Here is a 16,821-nt window from a genome sequence, read left to right on the forward strand (position 1 = left end):
ACAGGCTTTAGCTCGATAGGCAAAAGCGCCTCAATGGGCGTGGAACTGTCTCCTCCGGGAACAGGGCGGATCGTGTCCGCTTTTCTTATATTTTAAGGTGGTATAAATCCCCATCTAGGAGCTAATTTGACGGGTGGGAAATTTTGGGGATAAGGTATAAGGGCAGCTACGCCTCTGTCTTTGCCTAAAGGCTCGCCAATCAGTGAGTTTTCTTTATCCAAACCTTTTTGCTCCGATGAATCTTTCTTTCCAATCACCAGCAAATGGAACGACAGATACCCTTCCTTCATTACGTGAGGTATGAAGCATGCGGCCTTGCCCCATGTAGATAGCTACATGTCCAATTTTCTCTATCCCTTGTCTATTCATGCGCTGCAGCGTTGTGAAAAATAGTAAATCTCCTCTTTGTATATTAGAGTAGGGTACGGTGACACCAGCCTGATATTGCTGCCGTGAATTTCTTGGAAGAGTGATACCGTTTCGTTTGAAAATGTGCTGTATAAAGGAGCTGCAGTCAAAGGTTTCAGTTTGATACGGTGATGAATTAAATACATATGGAGTCCCTAAGTACCGCAATCCTGTTTCAATAATACGATCTGAAAGCACGCCAAATCTCCTCTCTTAAAAAAATTCTCCTTTCTATATTAATGCAGAAAGAGAAGAGTTGGATTGGACAAGGGTCTTGTGAAGCAAAAATAGGGCGATTTTTTAATAAGAAAGTATAAAATTGGGGTTATTGTCTAGCGCCATTGGCCTGCTTGCTGCGGGGAGGAGACTTCAGAGCTATTAGGTAGAAAGCGCCTTGTACATGGGGAGCACATGGAAGGCTTGGATGAATCAATTTCGCTTGAGCCGTACGTTTTGTGTACGGATTGTTCTTCCATAGGAACTTTTCCTATAAATGGGGTTGCATGATTTTATATATTTTTGTTTTTTTGTATAAATGAATATAATATAATTCGATTAGAACCTATTCTGTTTGCAGGTTTCTTCAGGAAAAAGGTTTGAAGGAGGTGTAAAACATCCGTGGATGCATTAGTGAAGGAGCTAGAAAGGCTGAATGAGTATGTGAAAAAGGAAAGTTCATTGTCAGCTTCTGCCCAAGAACTAGAAAGATTACTTTATGCTGCAAATGAAACATATACTGTTGCTGTTACCGGAGAAACTAGTGAGGAGATTTCTTCTTTTTTAAATGGGTTGTTTGGAGAAGAGATTTTTCCAGCAAGTATTATTGCAGGTACTTCTGCTGTGATTAAGATTAAATATGGCCAGAAAAAAAGACTTATCGGCATATTCAAGACAGGAAATACAAGAGAATTTAGAATCGACCTATTGCAAATGTTATCACGTGATAGAGAGAGTGTGAGCTCCTTTTTTCAAACCTATCTAGAGTATTTTATTCTAGAGGCTCCCTATCAGTTTCTTGAAAATATAGTACTGCTTTATGTACATCAAGGGGAAGATTCTGCGGAAAGGAGACTCCTTCTTGAACAAGCCGACGATGCTGTTTGGTTGTTTTGCAGCGGGTCAGAACAAATGCCGCCTGCAGAGCTGGATGTAGTTCCTATTGGAATTGTTACGAATCTTCCTTCTGATAGAGCAGAACATGCTTCTACCTATTTCCAGCAGGAGCTTGCAAAGAGAAAACATGTGCTGCGTGGTTTACTAGGTGTTTCTCCGATACCCAAAAGAGCTTATGCAGAGTTTATACAATATTTAGAGCAATCTGTACAAAATCCTGTGCAGAGGAAGAAACGTTTGTTAAAGAGGCTAACTCCTGTGATGGAGGAACTGCTTTCGTTATTTCAATCGGAGCTAGGGCATCCGCAATATAAAGCCCATTGTCAAAGGATAGCCGAGTTTGTGAATGAGCGAAGTAAGGAGCTGGCTCATTTAAAAAACAGCACAATTATGGAAATTCAGCGGCAAGAAGAGGAAGTTGAGAAATGGGATTTTTTTTCGAAGGACATTACTACTCTGCAGCAGCTGTATGATACGCTGAAGGATTCACCGTTAAGCACAGACTATACAAAAATTCTGCCGTTCCTTTCCTCATTGTTTTCTCGTATATCCGAGTTTAAGAGAAGTGTTCGAGAGTTTGAGGAGCTGCAGCAGCAAGTTTTGGAGCAGCATAGAGAAAGACTGGGGAGCGGCATTGGAAAATGGCGGCGTATATTTGCTGGAAAACAAGTACTGCAGGAAATGGAAAATCTTTCTCGAAGTGTGGAACATAAGCATTTAGCGTGTACGCGTTGGAGAGAAGAAATCAAGCACTCTCAGCAGCAAATGAAACAAAGGCTAAAAACGACGCTCGCAGACATAGAACAGGAAGTGTACAAAAAAAGAGAACAGTTTGTTCAAAAAGCATATGATGCTAAGCAAAAATATGCAAATCGTGTGTCAGCGCAGACTTCGCTGTATGAAGAATCATGTAGGTTTCTACAAGAATATGCGCATATGGATGAGCTTCAGCGATACTTGCAACATGAGTTTCTTCCATTTCTAAGGAAGTGGGGGGAGAAGGACACGGAGCTTTCTTCCTATATTTTCAAAATTGCATATATATTAGCTAGAATTAAGGAATATAGCATTCCTGTCCATTTTGATGAAGACGGCGGAGACATAATGGAAGCTTTACAGCCTGAGGATATACGAGTACCGGAAAGCGCCTCGCTTCCGTATAAAATTCAGGAGCAGGTTCCACTGCGAATTTGTGAAGAATTTGAGCCAATTATACCGAAGCTCACACGGATGAAGTATGTTTACTTGCGTCCGTATGCTATTGCCTTACTATTTATATTGTTCACACTTGGTGCTTATGAGATAGCGCCAAAACTAATTCCTTCCTTTAAAAGGGAGACGAATACAGATAAAGCTTCTGCGGTCCAGGCCGTAGTCCAAGGGGAGACAGGAACCATTCCAACGGTCACGATTACTGCAAAGCAATTAGTTGTGCGGGATTCACCAAGTTTACAAGCAAGACAGGTTGATACAGCTATGCACGGTGAGCTGTACACCATCCATAGTAAGCAGAATGGTTGGATTCAAATTCGGGAGAACGAGTGGATTATGGCTCGCCCAAATGATGTGATGGAAGGTGAAATTAGTTCTGCACCTTAGTCATAGAGAGGCAACAAGGCTAGGGCAATCTTCCGTAACTAAAGAATGAAAAAGGATATAGAGCAACGATGAAGGAAGTGAAGCAGCTTGAATATCCAAAATATTCTTGTAACAGGACGTGTATATAAGGAACTCCAGAACGTTCTTGCCAAGAAGAATATACAAAAGCATTTTCGGTTTTTAGCAGAAACAGATGTATCCCCCGGAGATTTTGCTTGGGCGGATGCATATGTCAGCTTTAAGCCGACCGCGAATTTTGAATTTGGTAATATACGATGGGTGCACTCGCTTGGAGCGGGAGTAGATAGTTTTTTGTACAATCGCATTTGGAAGCGGGATGTGCTGCTCACTCGTACAGTTGGTTCGTTTGGAAGGAAAATAAGTGAATATTGTTTAAGCTATATGCTGCGGGATGTACAGCTTCACGATACGTACCGGCAGCAGCAGATTTTCTAGAGACACTGCATTGTCTAGAGAACGGGAGACCTTTATACAACCAAGTTTTTATTGAGAGGGGGTACTAAAAAATAGTACAGCCCTTTTTTCTTTTTATGTTAGGTACCTGGCTTGTTTTTCAGAGTTGTGAAGGCCGAGACAACAAACAGCGGCCTTTTGTATTTCTAGATTGGATGTATGTGATCACTATCCTTCGACCCCGACTGTGATCACGAGGATTATGTATTCATGAATTGCAGGTAATTGATTTTTTAAAGCCTGCCCTTTCTTCACTTGTTCCTTGCATAGCACACCCGTATCCTCCGCAAGGTACCGTGATGATGAGCACGAAATTTACCATTTTGTATATGATTTAGTATGAACTCTGCGTTAATGCAGTATGAAGAGGCTATTAGGCAGGGGGAGAATAAACTTACCCTCCTTGCAAACAATACAGCTATACAAAAACTTCCTTGATACAATGTGGGATATGGGGGATTGGGCATGGTGTCCATACAGGATGTTTTCGCGGCGCGAGAGAAAATGAAGGGGGTTGTTCATGAAACTCCTTTAGATTATTCTCGAACCTTCAGTGAATTAACAAAAAACGAAGTGTATTTAAAGCTGGAAAATTTACAGAAAACAGGATCTTTTAAAGTAAGAGGTTCCTACAATAAAATTATGTCCCTGTCAGAGGATGAACTTAGAAAAGGGGTGATTGCCGCCTCTGCGGGTAATCATGCCCAGGGTGTAGCATACTCGAGCAGTATGCTGCAAATTCCATGTACAATCGTGATGCCAAAGGGTGCGCCGCTTAGCAAGGTTGCGGCGACGAAACGATACGGTGCAAAGGTGGAGATGCATGGAAATGTTTTCGATGAAGCGCTCGCCTATGCACTCCAGCTAAAAGAGAAAACGGGAGCAACGTTTGTACACGCGTTTGATGATGCAGCGATTATTGCAGGACAAGGGACGGTTGGTCTAGAAATAATAGAGCAGATGCCTAATGTTGAAGCTGTTCTGTGTCCGGCTGGAGGAGGGGGGCTGCTTGCTGGCGTGGCACTAGCTATTAAAGAGCAGAAACCTTCTGTGAAGGTATATGGGGTGCAGGCTGTGGCTTGCCCGGGTATTAAGAAATCATGGGATGAAAAGAAAGTGACAACAGTTGATGCGCTTCCGACAATGGCGGATGGTATTGCTGTGAAAAGACCAGGGGAAGTAACCTTTCAACTGATTCAAAAATATGTAGATGATATCGTCACTGTCGACGAAATGGAAATTGCTCGCACAATGCTAATGGTATTAGAACGCAGCAAGCTTCTTGTAGAGGGATCAGGTGCTAGTGCGCTTGCATCGCTTTTATACAAAAAGCTTCCGATTGAAGGGAAAAACATTGCTGTTATATTGAGCGGCGGCAATGTAGATGTAAATTTTATTGCCCGCATTATTGAGCGCGGCATGGTAGAGGCTGGCCGCTTCGTCCACTTTTCTACTACCTTGCCTGATAAGCCGGGACAGCTGCAAAGGGTGCTGCAAATTATTGCGGAAGCTGGGGCAAATGTGCTGAACGTTCATCACGAGCGCATTGGTACGAAGGTATTTCCGGGCTATGCGGAGCTGCATCTTTCACTTGAGACAAAAGATCAAGCCCATATTATTCAGATTTTTGAAGCGATGCAGCAAAAGGGCTATGGTGTACAAATCATCGAGTAAATAATTCCTGATCACATATTGTTCAAGAAGCCGCAAGAAGCGGCTTCTATATTTGGAAAAATAAAAGCGGACATCAGTTTTCTTTAGTTCCTCTAACTATAACAGCTAGGCTGCATACATCTTTTTGGCGCTCCGAATTTCGGATTGTATACTATAAGGTAGCAAGTGAACAGATACATATGGAGGGGATAACATGAAACAATTTGAACAAATGCTTGAAAAATATGCTGAGCTGGCAGTGCATGTCGGGGTAAACATCCAACAAGGACAAACACTTGTCGTAAATGCTCCGCTTCCGGCAGCAGAATTTGTGCGCAAAATTGTTGCGAAGGCATATGAAGCTGGTGCAAAAAATGTGCATGTAGAATTTCAAGATGAAAACATCACGCGCATTAAATATGAAAAAGCACCGGATGAAGCATTTACAGAATATCCGATGTGGAGAGCGAAGGGAATGGAGGAAATGGCGGAAAATGGTGCGGCATTTTTGTCTATTTACTCACCGAATCCTGAGCTTTTAAAAGGAATTGATCCGCAGCGTATTGCAGCGTGGAATAAAACAGCCGGCACAGCACTGAAAAAATACCGCAGCTATATGATGGCAGACAAAGCGCGCTGGTCACTCATTTCTGTTCCAACAGCAGAGTGGGCGGCAAAGGTGTTTCCTGGTGCTGAGGAAACAGAAGCTATTGAGAAGCTATGGGATGCTATTTTCAAAATCGTCCGTATCGACCAGGAGGACCCGATTGCGGCATGGCATGCGCATAATGAGACATTAAAGCAAAAAGTAGAATATTTAAATGCAAAGCAATATGTGCAGCTTGTGTATGAAGCGCAAGGGACGAACCTCGTCGTAAACTTGCCGGAGAATCATGTGTGGCAGGGCGGTGGCTCTGTAGATCAAGGAGGCATACGCTTTAATCCAAACATGCCGACAGAGGAAGTATACACAATGCCGCATAAGAACGGCGTAAATGGTACTGTGCGCAGCACGAAGCCGCTGAATTACGGCGGCAACGTGATCAATAATTTTACGCTAACGTTTAAGGATGGGGTTGTAGTCGATTTCACGGCAGAAGCAGGCTATGAAACGCTGGAGCAGCTATTAAATATGGATGAAGGTGCACGCCGGCTTGGAGAAGTAGCGCTTGTTCCGCACCGTTCTCCGATTTCAGATTCTGGGTTGACATTTTATAACACGTTATTTGATGAGAATGCATCGAACCATCTTGCATTGGGAGAAGCATATCCAGTTAACCTTCAAAACGGAACATCAATGACACCAGAGGAGCTGGCGGAGCGCGGTGCAAACAAAAGTCTTGTACACGAAGATTTTATGATTGGATCTGCCGATATGAACATCGACGGTGTAACAAAAGATGGAAAACGCGAGCCGATTTTTAGAAGTGGTAATTGGGCAATCTAAAATTAAAGAAGAGCAACGGGTGCTTAGCTCGTTGCTCTTTTTTATGTGAATTAGCTTTAAGAAAAATGTGTTTTGCATAAAAATGCAAAAGTGATTATTATTGATACCTTTAATATCCTTATTTTAAGCGGAAAACTTTACTTTTTTTGTGCATATAGACTTTATATTTAATGATTTAAAGGATTGTTCGTTTATAGAAAAGCATTTTCTTCTGGAACAATGATTTTTTTGAGTGTTTTTGAGTATTTTTGTCTTTTTCGTGTACAAAATGAACATTACCTTAAAAAGAAAGCGTTTTCGTTAGGGAATTTCCGAAATTTCCACCCTTTTAGGAAAATTTTAACGAATAAAAATTCAAAAAATATATTGAAAAGAACAAGGTATTTAGACTATAATAAGCGTATGTTATAAAATATGACACGGAAATGAGAGGGAGAGTAACATGAGTCAAATTTCTCAAGCAAACAGCGGTACACTTACTCTTGAAAAAATTAAAGAAATCGTAGAGCAAAAAAATGTAGAGCTTCTTCACTTACAATTCGTAGATATCGAAGGAATTTTAAAGCACGTAACAGTTACGGCTGCACAATTAGAGGATGTAGTAGAAGGAAAAATGATGTTTGATGGTTCTTCTATTACTGGATTTTCTCCAATTAACAAATCTGACTTATATCTTCAACCAGACTTAAATACATTTGCTGTTCTTCCTTGGACAGTAGAGGAAGGCTATTCTGAAGCGCGTTTCCTTTGCAGCGCAGCTAACCCAGATGGCACTCCTTATGAGGGTGACACTCGTAACGTATTGAAAAAAGTAGTAGAACAAGCGGGTGAAAAAGGCTACACAATTTCTGTAGGTCCTGAGCTAGAGTTCTTCTTATTCAAAACAGACGACAACGGTAACCCAACAACTGCTTTACATGATAACGGCGGATACTTCGAGCCGTCTCCAAAAGACTTTGGTGAGCGCGTTCGTTTAGAAATCTATCGTGCATTAAAAGCAATGGGCTTCACAATTGAAGCATCTCACCATGAAGTAGCTGAAGGTCAACATGAAATCAACTTCAAGTATGCAGATGCTTTAGGTGCTGCAGACAGCTCTACAACTTACAAATGGGTTGTAAAAACAATTGCGGCGAAATATGGTCTTCATGCGACATTTATGCCAAAACCAGTTTTCGGTATCAACGGTTCTGGAATGCACGTAAACATGTCCTTCTTCAAAGATGGTCAAAACGCATTCTTCGATCCTGCTGATTCTCGCCAGCTTTCTCAAACTGCATACCAATTCATCGCTGGTCTAATCGCAAACGTAAAGAGCTTTGCAGCGGTTACAAACCCTCTAGTAAACTCTTACAAGCGTCTTGTACCTGGATACGAAGCACCTTGCTATATCGCATGGTCTGCATCTAACCGTTCTGCATTGATCCGTATCCCTGCAAAACGTGGTCTTGCTACGCGCGTAGAGCTTCGTTGTCCAGATCCATCTGCGAACCCATACCTAACGTTTGCGGTAATCGCAGCAGCAGGTCTAGACGGCGTAGAAAAAGGATTAACTGCTCCAGCTCCAGTTGATGAGGACATCTTCCACATGAGTGATGCAGTTCGTGCTGAGTACGGTATCGACAACCTTCCTGGCAGCTTAGAAGCAGCTGTAGCTGAGTTAGAGAACGGTACAATCGGTCGCGCTACATTAGGCGAGCATGTATTCAACGAATACGTTTCATTGAAAAAAGCTGAGTGGGATAGCTATCGTACAGCTGTACACTCTTGGGAAATCGAAAAATATCACGCGAAATTCTAATATAAATGAAAAGCCCTCAGTTTTTGAAACTGAGGGCTTTTTTGCCTTGGTTAGCAATTTTTCGAAGAAAATGTAATAGAATCTTCAATCGGTTTGATACCATCCGAACAAATAGTTGGAAATCTGTGCTGTTGTTTATAGAGTATCTCGATATTGAGAAAGGGATGATTGTAAGGAACTTCCGACAGATTCAACAAATCCAGAAAGTATTAAGAAACATTATTGAGTAGTTCCAAGCCAATCAGAATACAAGCCGCTTCCATTGCAGTTAGGGCATTCATATGGAGCCATATACACGTCGCTGAATGCGGGTGCAATAGCAATAAATCCCTTTCCGCTGCAATCAGGGCACTTACCTAGGGATTGCATTTCAGACTTATGTTTTTCATATTTTTGAGCCTGCCAATTATAGAATGCGCTAAAAAGTCCCATTTGTTCACCTCAAAGCATTTTTGTATTTTAGGAATGTATAAATTTCCAGTTAATATGTTTAGGAAAAGGCCGCTTATTTTAGGAGGAGGAAAATAGTGTAATAACCTACTTGAGGATATTATTCCCAATACCGTATGTTTTATGTAAAGGGAGACTAGCTGATAGATTTTTTTATTCGTTGTTTAGCCATCCTTTTTGTATTCCATACGTGGCGTCAAGTTTGGTAAATATGGCTCTCGTCTTTATACAAAGGTCATCTTCGTTAGTTATTTGCTTTTAAACAAACGTTTGATTAAAGGTATGTTACTTTGCCTGGAGATTTTAGCGGAAAATTACAAATATTAAACAAAGTTTCTGTATTTTATTAAGCAAAGCATCATTATTTAATATTAGTTGTGCAAAGATTATATAATAATTACATATGGATTCTGTTTGTATAGGAATAGGTGGGCTGCATTGGTTTCTAATAAGGGGAAAGGATTATGAAAAACAACTGCCAATTGTAATCCCCAGAGAGGGGGCGGCAGGAACAGAGATGCAGATGCGTTTTAATTCATGAAATTGGGTGATGATAGGAATGTATAATGAGAAAAATAGGATACGTTGGCTGATGAAGCAAACGTGGAGCAATTTATTGTTTCTTCATTTTCCGGTAGAGATAAAAGAGATAAGGCCCCTTATTTCACAGCCTTTAGTGCTGGATACATATGAAGGTAGTGCTTGGATTGGAATTGTGCCGTTTGAAATGAAAATTCGTTTTCCGGGGATGCCTGCGATGCCCTATGTTTCCCAGTTTTATCAATTAAACGTGCGGACATACGTGACGTACAAGGGAAAGCCTGGGGTGTATTTTTTTAGCTTAGATGCAAGCAAGCCTCTTGGTGCTTTTATTGCTCGAAACTTTTTCCATCTTCCATATTGTAGTGCGGCTATGACGGTTCACAAGGAGGGGGAGAAAACGCACTTTTTCTCAAAAAGAACCCATCGCGGCATGGAGCCGCTTGAACTTAACCTTACGTATTGGCCGCTTTCAGCGCGTTATGATAGCCAACCTGGAAGTCTTGAATATTGGTTAACAGAACGATATTTTCTATATACTGTTAAAAATGATCAGGTCTACCGAGGGGATATTGCTCATCAAAAATGGCCGCTGCAAAGGGCTGCTTGCGAAATTTACTATGATACATTGTCTACACCCTTTACAAAAAAGGATGAAACAGTCTTGCTCCACTATGCACGCGAGTTAGAGGTGTATGTGTTATCCTTTCAGAAGGTATAAGAGAGCACTGTTATGTTACTGCATAAGCCTCTGCAGCAAAAAATCCCGCCAAAATTCGCGGGATTTTTTGTTTATCTATATGTTGTCTAATTTCCTTTCTCCTGTACGCCTTCCGAAGCTTTTACATTTATAAAAACATTAATCATAAATAAGATAATAGCAATTGCCATAAGTGTTCCGCCGATTGCAACAAGCGGAATCACAGCAGTATTCCCGTACAGCTGAAGCGCTAGGGCGATCATCATGACAGGCAGAGCGATATTATGAATCCAGAAATGTGTTTTTCCAAGTTTAGAGGCTCCTGCCTGCGGGAAGAGGTGGTATACAATTCCAGATGACATTATTACTGCCCAGCCGAGCAGATTTATGTGCACATGGACCCCTTTTAATGTGAAGTCATGCGCGATTGACATGAACATACCCATACAGACTCCAATTACTAAATATAATGTTGAAATTTTAATGAAGCGAACACCCATACACATCCTCCTTTCTATAACTCATGCTAATGTATTACTATGAACGAATAGCTGGGGAGCTTTAGGCAATCTGTTCGTTCATAGATATAAAAAGTATATGAATAGGGTATTTCGCTCATGTCTATGTTCAGAAAAATATTGTCATGAAATATTTTAGTAGATTATGTATTTTCAAGAAGCAGCGGTATCATAGGGGATATAATAGTAAAATATAATCAGAAACAATAAGTAACATTTGAAGAAAACGTATAAGTAAGATTTTGAAATTACAAGGGGTGTGAACTCATGGATATATTCTTAACTATAGCGGAGGAACGCATTCGACAGTCGATAAAAAATGGTGATTTTAAGGATTTACCGGGCAAGGGCAAGCCATTGGAGCTGGAGGATTTATCTGGTGTACCAGAAGATTTGCGTATGGGGTACAAAATTTTAAAGAATGCCGGAATGGTTCCGGAGGAGGTCCAACTGAAAAAGGATATGCTGAAGCTTGAAGATTTACTTGCTTGCTGCATAGATGAACAGGAGCGGGCATCATTGCAAAGAAAGCTAACAGAAAAGGAGCTTCGCTTCAATCAATTAATGGAAAAGCGAAAAATGCGAGGATCTGGTGCCTTTGGAATGTATCGAGAGAAGCTGCTTCGGAAGCTTCGGTAATGCAGAAGAGCGGAACTCCGCTCTTCTTTGTAAGTGTTAAGTCAAATACAGTTATTCCTTAATCCCTATCACACGAATTCTTTTGTAATCGGCAATCCATTGCCCATCATAAGGAAACTTTTCCTTCAAGTTTTGCTCTGTTGCTATGATCATGCTTTCCTTTATATCCTCAGACACCCCCGTAAACAGCCCGCTTCCAAACATATACAGCCAATTTCTGATCCCGTGTTCCCCTTCTAAAGGTGTAGGCCTACTAAAATATTGAGTATATGCTACAGTAAAGCCCACATCTTCCATTAAAGTTGCATATTCACCAGTGCTCGGAAAATACCAAGGGAAGTTTTCCATATCGTATTCTATTCCATGGGCCTTATATTGATTAATCACTTCATCTGTAATTATCTGAATATTGCCCTTACCTCCAAACTCTGCAACGAATCGCCCCCCTTGCTTCAGACTGCGGTATATACTATGCAGAGCTTGTTTTTGCGGTTTAATCCAATGAAGTGCAGCATTCGAGAACGCTGCATCAAACTCTTCATGATAGTCTAGGGCTGTTGCATCGCGAACAACAAAATTGATATGCGGGTACTTATGCTGTGCCTGCTGGATCATATTTTCAGATGCATCAATCCCTGTAACAGTAGCTCCAAGCTTATGGATTGCATGTGCCAAATCTCCCGTACCGCAGCCCACATCAAGAATATGTTCTGTTTCCCTTGGAGCTAATAAAGTAACCAAATCCTGGCCGAATGTTGAAACAAAGGAGTGTTTTGTATCGTACAGCGCAGCATTCCATGTACCCTGTTGTATGTACTTCATTTGTATTTCCCCCTGATCAAGCTTTATTTTACAAATCTTGCAATATTGATGATTGTTTTGTACAAAAAAGATTAAGTATGTGAATGGTTGGTATTTTTTCTATTTTTAGTCTAGAGTTCAGCTTGTCATAGTCGAATTAGATGGGCATGAGAAATATCAATATGTAATCCTTCGAAGCGATGCTCCGGTTATTGTTGCTGAATAAATTCGTAGACATGTAAGAGATTTGCAGGAAATCAGGCAGCATGCTGATTATATCTGCATGCTGCATCAAATGAACAACGAACGGACTATAGCTTCACAATTGTTCTTCCGCGCGTTTCAGCCTTCAAAATCGAGGACAATGCCTGGGGCAGCTCGTCCAATGTAATTTCTTGGCCAATGTAGTTTAGAAGCGTATCCGGCTTTAAATCTGCCGCCATACGCTCCCAGAGCGTTTTACGCAGTTCCATTGGGCAATACACGGAATCAATACCTAACAAATTTACTCCGCGTAAAATAAATGGATAAACAGTTGTTGGTACATCTCCGCCGCCTGTTAAACCGCTCACTGCAACAGAGCCGCCATATTGTACCGTGCTTAGTATAGAAGCAAGTGTTTTGCCGCCGACTGGATCGATTGCCGCTGCCCATCTTTGTTTGCCAAGTACCGGAATCGGGTCGAGCACAACATCCTCACGAGAAATCACCTCAGCAGCACCGAGTGTTTGCAAATACTCATGCTCGGATGCCTTGCCTGTGCTAGCAACAGTATGATAGCCGCGTTTTGCAAGCATTGCGACAGCCGTGCTTCCAACTCCGCCTGTTGCACCTGTTACGAGCACAGGTCCTTTTTCTGGTGTAAGCCCATTTTCCTCTAAACGGTGAATGGATAGAGCGGCCGTAAAGCCTGCAGTCCCAAATACCATCGCTTCCTTTAGCGTTAACCCCTTTGGAAGCGGGACAACCCAATCGCCTGGGACCCGTGCATATTCGCTAAAACCGCCGAAGTGGGATACTCCAAGCTCATAGCTTGTAACAATGACCTCATCCCCTGCCTGAAAGCGGGAATCCTCCGATTCTGTTACTGTACCGGAAAGGTCAATGCCAGGTACGAATGGATATGATCGAACAATTTTCCCTTTTGGAATACTTGCCAGGCCGTCCTTATAATTAACGCTTGAGTACGCCACGCGAATTGTTACATTTCCCTCAGGTAAATCATCTAATGTAAGGTGTTGAATCTTTGCAGAAAAGTCAGCTTCTGTTTTGTTCACAACAAATGCGCGAAATGAATTTGTCAAAAAAAACCACCTCCTATCCGTTTATAGATTTATTGTATATCTTCTATTTGAATTAGGATAGAAAAAATAGAAAGAATTGGTGTTTCTAGAATGAAATGGGCAACTAAGAAATCTCTCAGATTTATGAGAACAAATTAAACAAACGTTTGATTAAACCGGAATAGAAGTATATTTTGTTATGAAGCATTGTCGAAAATACGGGTTTTCCCGGGGAATAAGAGGAAAGGTAACTAATTCAATGAAAAATATGTCAAATCACCTTATCTATGATGAGAATGCATCTAAGCTCAAGCTGGAAAGGTAATAGACTAAAAGGCAGCTAGTGCCATTCCATGCTGCCTCCCAGCGCTTGACATTATGCTTAACAAGAAGCTGTAAACTTTTTACAAAGTGTATAATGGAAAGTTTTCGGAAAATTAGTACAATAGGGGAAAGTAAAAGGGAAGGCTTGCAAAATCATATAAAGGGGGCGCAGCAGTGAAGATGAAGGTAAGGATTAATTTAAGTAAAGTGAGATTAGAAAGGTTACATACCTAACTATATAATACCGTAATGCGAAATGAGCTTGAGCAGACTTCCTGATTATTTTTTAGGTGAAATGCTCGCTCTTTTTTCATAGAATTCGTTTTTCATATTTTCTGAAGGGGGCTGGGGGAGATTGAATAAAACGAAAAAAGCAAATCTGTCATTAACAGATTTACGGTTGAACTTTGAGGAAATTCAGAGTGGACTTTCGAACAGAGAGGCGATTGAGGAAGCAAATCGCTGCTTATATTGTTATGATGCTCCCTGTATAAAGGCATGTCCAACGGGAATCGATATTCCGACATTTATTAAGAAAATTGCCTCTGGGAACCTAAAGGGATCGGCAGCGACGATTATGCTTTCAAATCCAGTTGGTGCAAGCTGCTCCCGTGTATGTCCTACGGAGGAGCTATGTGAAGGGGCTTGTGTTTTGAACCACTCCACTAAGCCGATTATGATCGGAAATTTGCAGCGCTATGCGACGGATTGGGCGATTCAAAATGAACAGGTTTTGTTTGAAGCGGGGGAGAAGAACGGGAAAATGGTAGCTGTTGTCGGCGGAGGACCCGCAGGTTTGTCGGCGGCACGTGAGCTTGCCCGTCTTGGATATACGGTGACGATTTTCGAAGCGGAGGCAGAAGCAGGCGGTTTAAATACGTACGGTATTGTTTCGTTCCGTTTGCCGCAGGTTGTGTCTTATTGGGAAGTGGATCAAGTGAGAGGCTTGGATGTGGAGATTCGGACAAACACACGCATTGGTCACGATGTTTCAGCGGATGAGCTTTTAGCCGGGTATGATGCTGTCGTGCTTGCAATTGGCATGGGAAAGGTTCCGATGCTTGGTATTGATGGAGAGGAACTGGACGGTGTGTACGACGCAATTGATTTTGTAAAACGGACAAAAACAAACGAGCTGACAAATGAATTTATCGGGAAAAGAGTTGCGGTCATTGGCGCGGGGAATACAGCGATTGATGGTGCGACATGCTCGGTGAGGCTTGGAGCGGAGAATGTCAAGATTTTATATCGCCGTACACGTGAGGAGATGAGTGCATACCATTTCGAGTACGAGTTTGCGAAGCAGGATGGCGTAGAATTCAGATGGTTGACAGCCCCTAAGCGTATTATCGGCGAAAATGGGATTGTTACAGGTATTGAGTGTGTGAAAATGGCACTTGGTGAGCCTGATATGGACGGTAGAAGACGCCCGGAAGCGGTAGCAGGCTCTGAATTTGTAATTCCAGTGGATGTTGTGATTAAAGCGATTGGTCAATCGCGTTATATAGAGACGATTGAGGGATTCGGTCTTGCGCATAGCGGCGGTATTGTGGCGATTAACAGAGAGACGTTTCAAACATCAAATCCAAAGGTCTATGCATGTGGGGATGTTGTGTTCGGCAAAGGACAGGGAGAGGCGATGGTCGTGACTGCAGCCCAGCAAGGAAAGCTGACAGCCCATGCAATTCATAAGCAATTTGCGTCTGTGAAAGAAACCGTTTAATTCAGGAAAAGGGGGAACGGAACATGGCGGATTTAAAAATTAATTTAGCAGGTATTGAATCTCCAAATCCATTTTGGCTGGCCTCGGCACCGCCTACGAATTCTGGCTATCAGGTGCAGCGTGCATTTGAAGCTGGCTGGGGCGGAGCTGTATGGAAAACGCTTGGGGATCCAATTTTAAACGTTTCTTCCCGATTTGCAGCGATCAGCTTTAACGGTCAACGGATGGCTGGCTTTAATAATATTGAACTCATTACAGATCGTCCGCTTGAAGTCAACTTAAAGGAAATTTACGAAACGAAAAAGAGATTTCCCAATCATGCGATTATTGCCTCGCTTATGGTTGAACCAAAGCAGGAAAAATGGCATGAAATTGTGAAGCGTGTCGAGGATGTTGGTGTTGATGGGCTTGAGTTAAATTTCGGCTGTCCGCATGGTATGGCAGAACGTGGTATGGGATCTGCTTCCGGTCAGGTTCCTGCTCTTGTTGAAAAGCAAACGTACTGGGCGAAGGAAGCTGCAAAAACACCGGTTATTGTAAAACTTACGCCAAATATTACTGATATTACGGCAACCGCGGAGGCAGCAGTGAAGGGCGGAGCTGACGCCATCAGTATGATTAATACCATTAACAGCCTAATGGGTGTAGATCTTGATACATGGAATACGATTCCGCATGTTGGCGGAAAAGGGGCGCACGGCGGCTATTGCGGGCCGGCGGTAAAGCCAATCGCGTTAAACATGGTGGCAGAGTGCGCGCGTCATCCGCATATTAATGTACCGATTTCCGGTATCGGCGGTATTTCCAGCTGGAAGGATGCGGTCGAGTTTTTACTCATGGGCGCAACGGGGGTTCAGATTTGTACGGCTGCTATGCACCATGGCTTCCGGATTGTTGAGGATATGATTGATGGGCTCAGTAACTATCTTGATGATAAAGGAATTGCTTCTGTTATGGACATCGTAGGAAAATCGGTTCCGCGTTATTCCAATTGGGGCGATCTTGACTTGAATTATAAGGTAGTTGCCCGTATTGATACTGAAACTTGCATTAACTGTAATAAGTGCCATATTGCCTGCGAGGATACATCCCATCAATGTATTGATATGCTGAAGGATGCATCCGGTAAAAGCTTCCTTCGCGTTCGTGAGGAGGATTGCGTAGGCTGTAATTTATGCTCCATTGTTTGCCCTGTGGACGGTGCGATTTCGATGGTAGAGCTTCCAAATGAGCTTGCGCCAATGACGTGGAATGAACGTCAGGCTGCATTAGGAGCTGTATCAAATTGTGAGGTCAATATTGTAAAGTAAGCAAATTGGGGGACCTTGAGGAGAAACAAACAGAAGGA

General features: G+C 42.2%; 13 protein-coding genes. 9 read left to right on the forward strand and 4 right to left on the reverse strand.

The window, feature by feature from the left end; genetic code table 11:
- Positions 1 to 213: 213 nt before the first annotated feature.
- Positions 214 to 606 carry a C40 family peptidase gene (locus AC6HZ4_RS01740; protein ID WP_497493303.1) on the reverse strand — a complete coding sequence of 131 codons (393 nt, stop codon included), beginning with the start codon at positions 604 to 606 and terminating at the stop codon, positions 214 to 216.
- A 420-nt stretch (positions 607 to 1,026) separates the two neighbouring features.
- Here AC6HZ4_RS01740 and AC6HZ4_RS01745 point away from each other — a divergent pair, with 420 nt between their 5' ends.
- The 6 genes from AC6HZ4_RS01745 to AC6HZ4_RS01770 all read left to right on the forward strand — a co-directional run bounded on the left by AC6HZ4_RS01745 (position 1,027) and on the right by AC6HZ4_RS01770 (position 10,206).
- A complete protein-coding gene (locus AC6HZ4_RS01745; RefSeq protein ID WP_497493304.1) occupies positions 1,027 to 3,120 on the forward strand; it encodes a hypothetical protein in 2,094 nt (697 codons plus the stop codon).
- An 87-nt stretch (positions 3,121 to 3,207) separates the two neighbouring features.
- Positions 3,208 to 3,576, forward strand: coding sequence for a Rossmann-fold NAD(P)-binding domain-containing protein (locus AC6HZ4_RS01750; RefSeq protein ID WP_497493305.1), 369 nt, complete (start codon positions 3,208 to 3,210; stop codon positions 3,574 to 3,576).
- A gap of 483 nt (positions 3,577 to 4,059) precedes the next feature.
- Positions 4,060 to 5,268: a threonine ammonia-lyase gene (gene ilvA / locus AC6HZ4_RS01755; protein WP_497493306.1), complete on the forward strand. Its 1,209-nt coding sequence runs from the start codon at positions 4,060 to 4,062 to the stop codon at positions 5,266 to 5,268.
- A gap of 193 nt (positions 5,269 to 5,461) precedes the next feature.
- Positions 5,462 to 6,694 (forward strand): aminopeptidase, encoded by a 1,233-nt coding sequence (locus AC6HZ4_RS01760; RefSeq protein WP_497493307.1) that lies wholly within the window; start codon positions 5,462 to 5,464, stop codon positions 6,692 to 6,694.
- 442 nt (positions 6,695 to 7,136) lie between these two features.
- Positions 7,137 to 8,495: a type I glutamate--ammonia ligase gene (gene glnA, locus AC6HZ4_RS01765; RefSeq protein ID WP_497493308.1), complete on the forward strand. Its 1,359-nt coding sequence runs from the start codon at positions 7,137 to 7,139 to the stop codon at positions 8,493 to 8,495.
- A 1,042-nt stretch (positions 8,496 to 9,537) separates the two neighbouring features.
- On the forward strand, positions 9,538 to 10,206 hold the full coding sequence (locus AC6HZ4_RS01770) for a YqjF family protein (protein ID WP_497493309.1): 669 nt from the start codon (positions 9,538 to 9,540) through the stop codon (positions 10,204 to 10,206).
- A gap of 86 nt (positions 10,207 to 10,292) precedes the next feature.
- Here AC6HZ4_RS01770 and AC6HZ4_RS01775 read toward each other — a convergent pair whose 3' ends face one another.
- Positions 10,293 to 10,691, reverse strand: coding sequence for a cytochrome-c oxidase (locus AC6HZ4_RS01775; protein WP_497493311.1), 399 nt, complete (start codon positions 10,689 to 10,691; stop codon positions 10,293 to 10,295).
- 279 nt (positions 10,692 to 10,970) lie between these two features.
- Here AC6HZ4_RS01775 and AC6HZ4_RS01780 point away from each other — a divergent pair, with 279 nt between their 5' ends.
- Entirely contained in the window at positions 10,971 to 11,342 is a 372-nt protein-coding gene (locus tag AC6HZ4_RS01780) for a DnaJ family domain-containing protein (RefSeq protein WP_497493312.1), read from the forward strand.
- 51 nt (positions 11,343 to 11,393) lie between these two features.
- On the opposite strand, the gene AC6HZ4_RS01785 is transcribed toward AC6HZ4_RS01780, so the two are convergent.
- Both AC6HZ4_RS01785 and AC6HZ4_RS01790 read right to left on the reverse strand, forming a co-directional pair.
- Positions 11,394 to 12,164 carry a class I SAM-dependent methyltransferase gene (locus AC6HZ4_RS01785; protein WP_497493314.1) on the reverse strand — a complete coding sequence of 257 codons (771 nt, stop codon included), beginning with the start codon at positions 12,162 to 12,164 and terminating at the stop codon, positions 11,394 to 11,396.
- 290 nt (positions 12,165 to 12,454) lie between these two features.
- A complete protein-coding gene (locus tag AC6HZ4_RS01790; RefSeq protein WP_497493316.1) occupies positions 12,455 to 13,447 on the reverse strand; it encodes an NADPH:quinone oxidoreductase family protein in 993 nt (330 codons plus the stop codon).
- Between the two features lie 658 nt (positions 13,448 to 14,105).
- Here AC6HZ4_RS01790 and AC6HZ4_RS01795 point away from each other — a divergent pair.
- Both AC6HZ4_RS01795 and preA read left to right on the forward strand, forming a co-directional pair.
- Complete coding sequence (locus AC6HZ4_RS01795; protein WP_497493318.1) at positions 14,106 to 15,473, forward strand: NAD(P)-dependent oxidoreductase; 1,368 nt, start codon at positions 14,106 to 14,108, stop codon at positions 15,471 to 15,473.
- Positions 15,474 to 15,496: 23 nt separating this feature from the next.
- Positions 15,497 to 16,783, forward strand: coding sequence for an NAD-dependent dihydropyrimidine dehydrogenase subunit PreA (preA, locus tag AC6HZ4_RS01800; RefSeq protein ID WP_497493326.1), 1,287 nt, complete (start codon positions 15,497 to 15,499; stop codon positions 16,781 to 16,783).
- Positions 16,784 to 16,821: the final 38 nt, after the last annotated feature.

It is taken from the genome of Ectobacillus sp. OTK (genome assembly GCF_059698935.1).

Excerpts from the sequence above, each read along its gene's own strand:
- AC6HZ4_RS01770 (WP_497493309.1), top strand. The coding sequence starts at position 9,538 with ATGAAGCAAACGTGGAGCAATTTATTGTTTCTTCATTTTCCGGTAGAG.
- glnA (WP_497493308.1), top strand. The coding sequence starts at position 7,137 with ATGAGTCAAATTTCTCAAGCAAACAGCGGTACACTTACTCTTGAAAAA.
- AC6HZ4_RS01785 (WP_497493314.1), bottom strand. The coding sequence starts at position 12,164 with ATGAAGTACATACAACAGGGTACATGGAATGCTGCGCTGTACGATACA.
- AC6HZ4_RS01775 (WP_497493311.1), bottom strand. The coding sequence starts at position 10,691 with ATGTGTATGGGTGTTCGCTTCATTAAAATTTCAACATTATATTTAGTA.
- AC6HZ4_RS01760 (WP_497493307.1), top strand. The coding sequence starts at position 5,462 with ATGAAACAATTTGAACAAATGCTTGAAAAATATGCTGAGCTGGCAGTG.
- AC6HZ4_RS01780 (WP_497493312.1), top strand. The coding sequence starts at position 10,971 with ATGGATATATTCTTAACTATAGCGGAGGAACGCATTCGACAGTCGATA.
- ilvA (WP_497493306.1), top strand. The coding sequence starts at position 4,060 with ATGGTGTCCATACAGGATGTTTTCGCGGCGCGAGAGAAAATGAAGGGG.
- preA (WP_497493326.1), top strand. The coding sequence starts at position 15,497 with ATGGCGGATTTAAAAATTAATTTAGCAGGTATTGAATCTCCAAATCCA.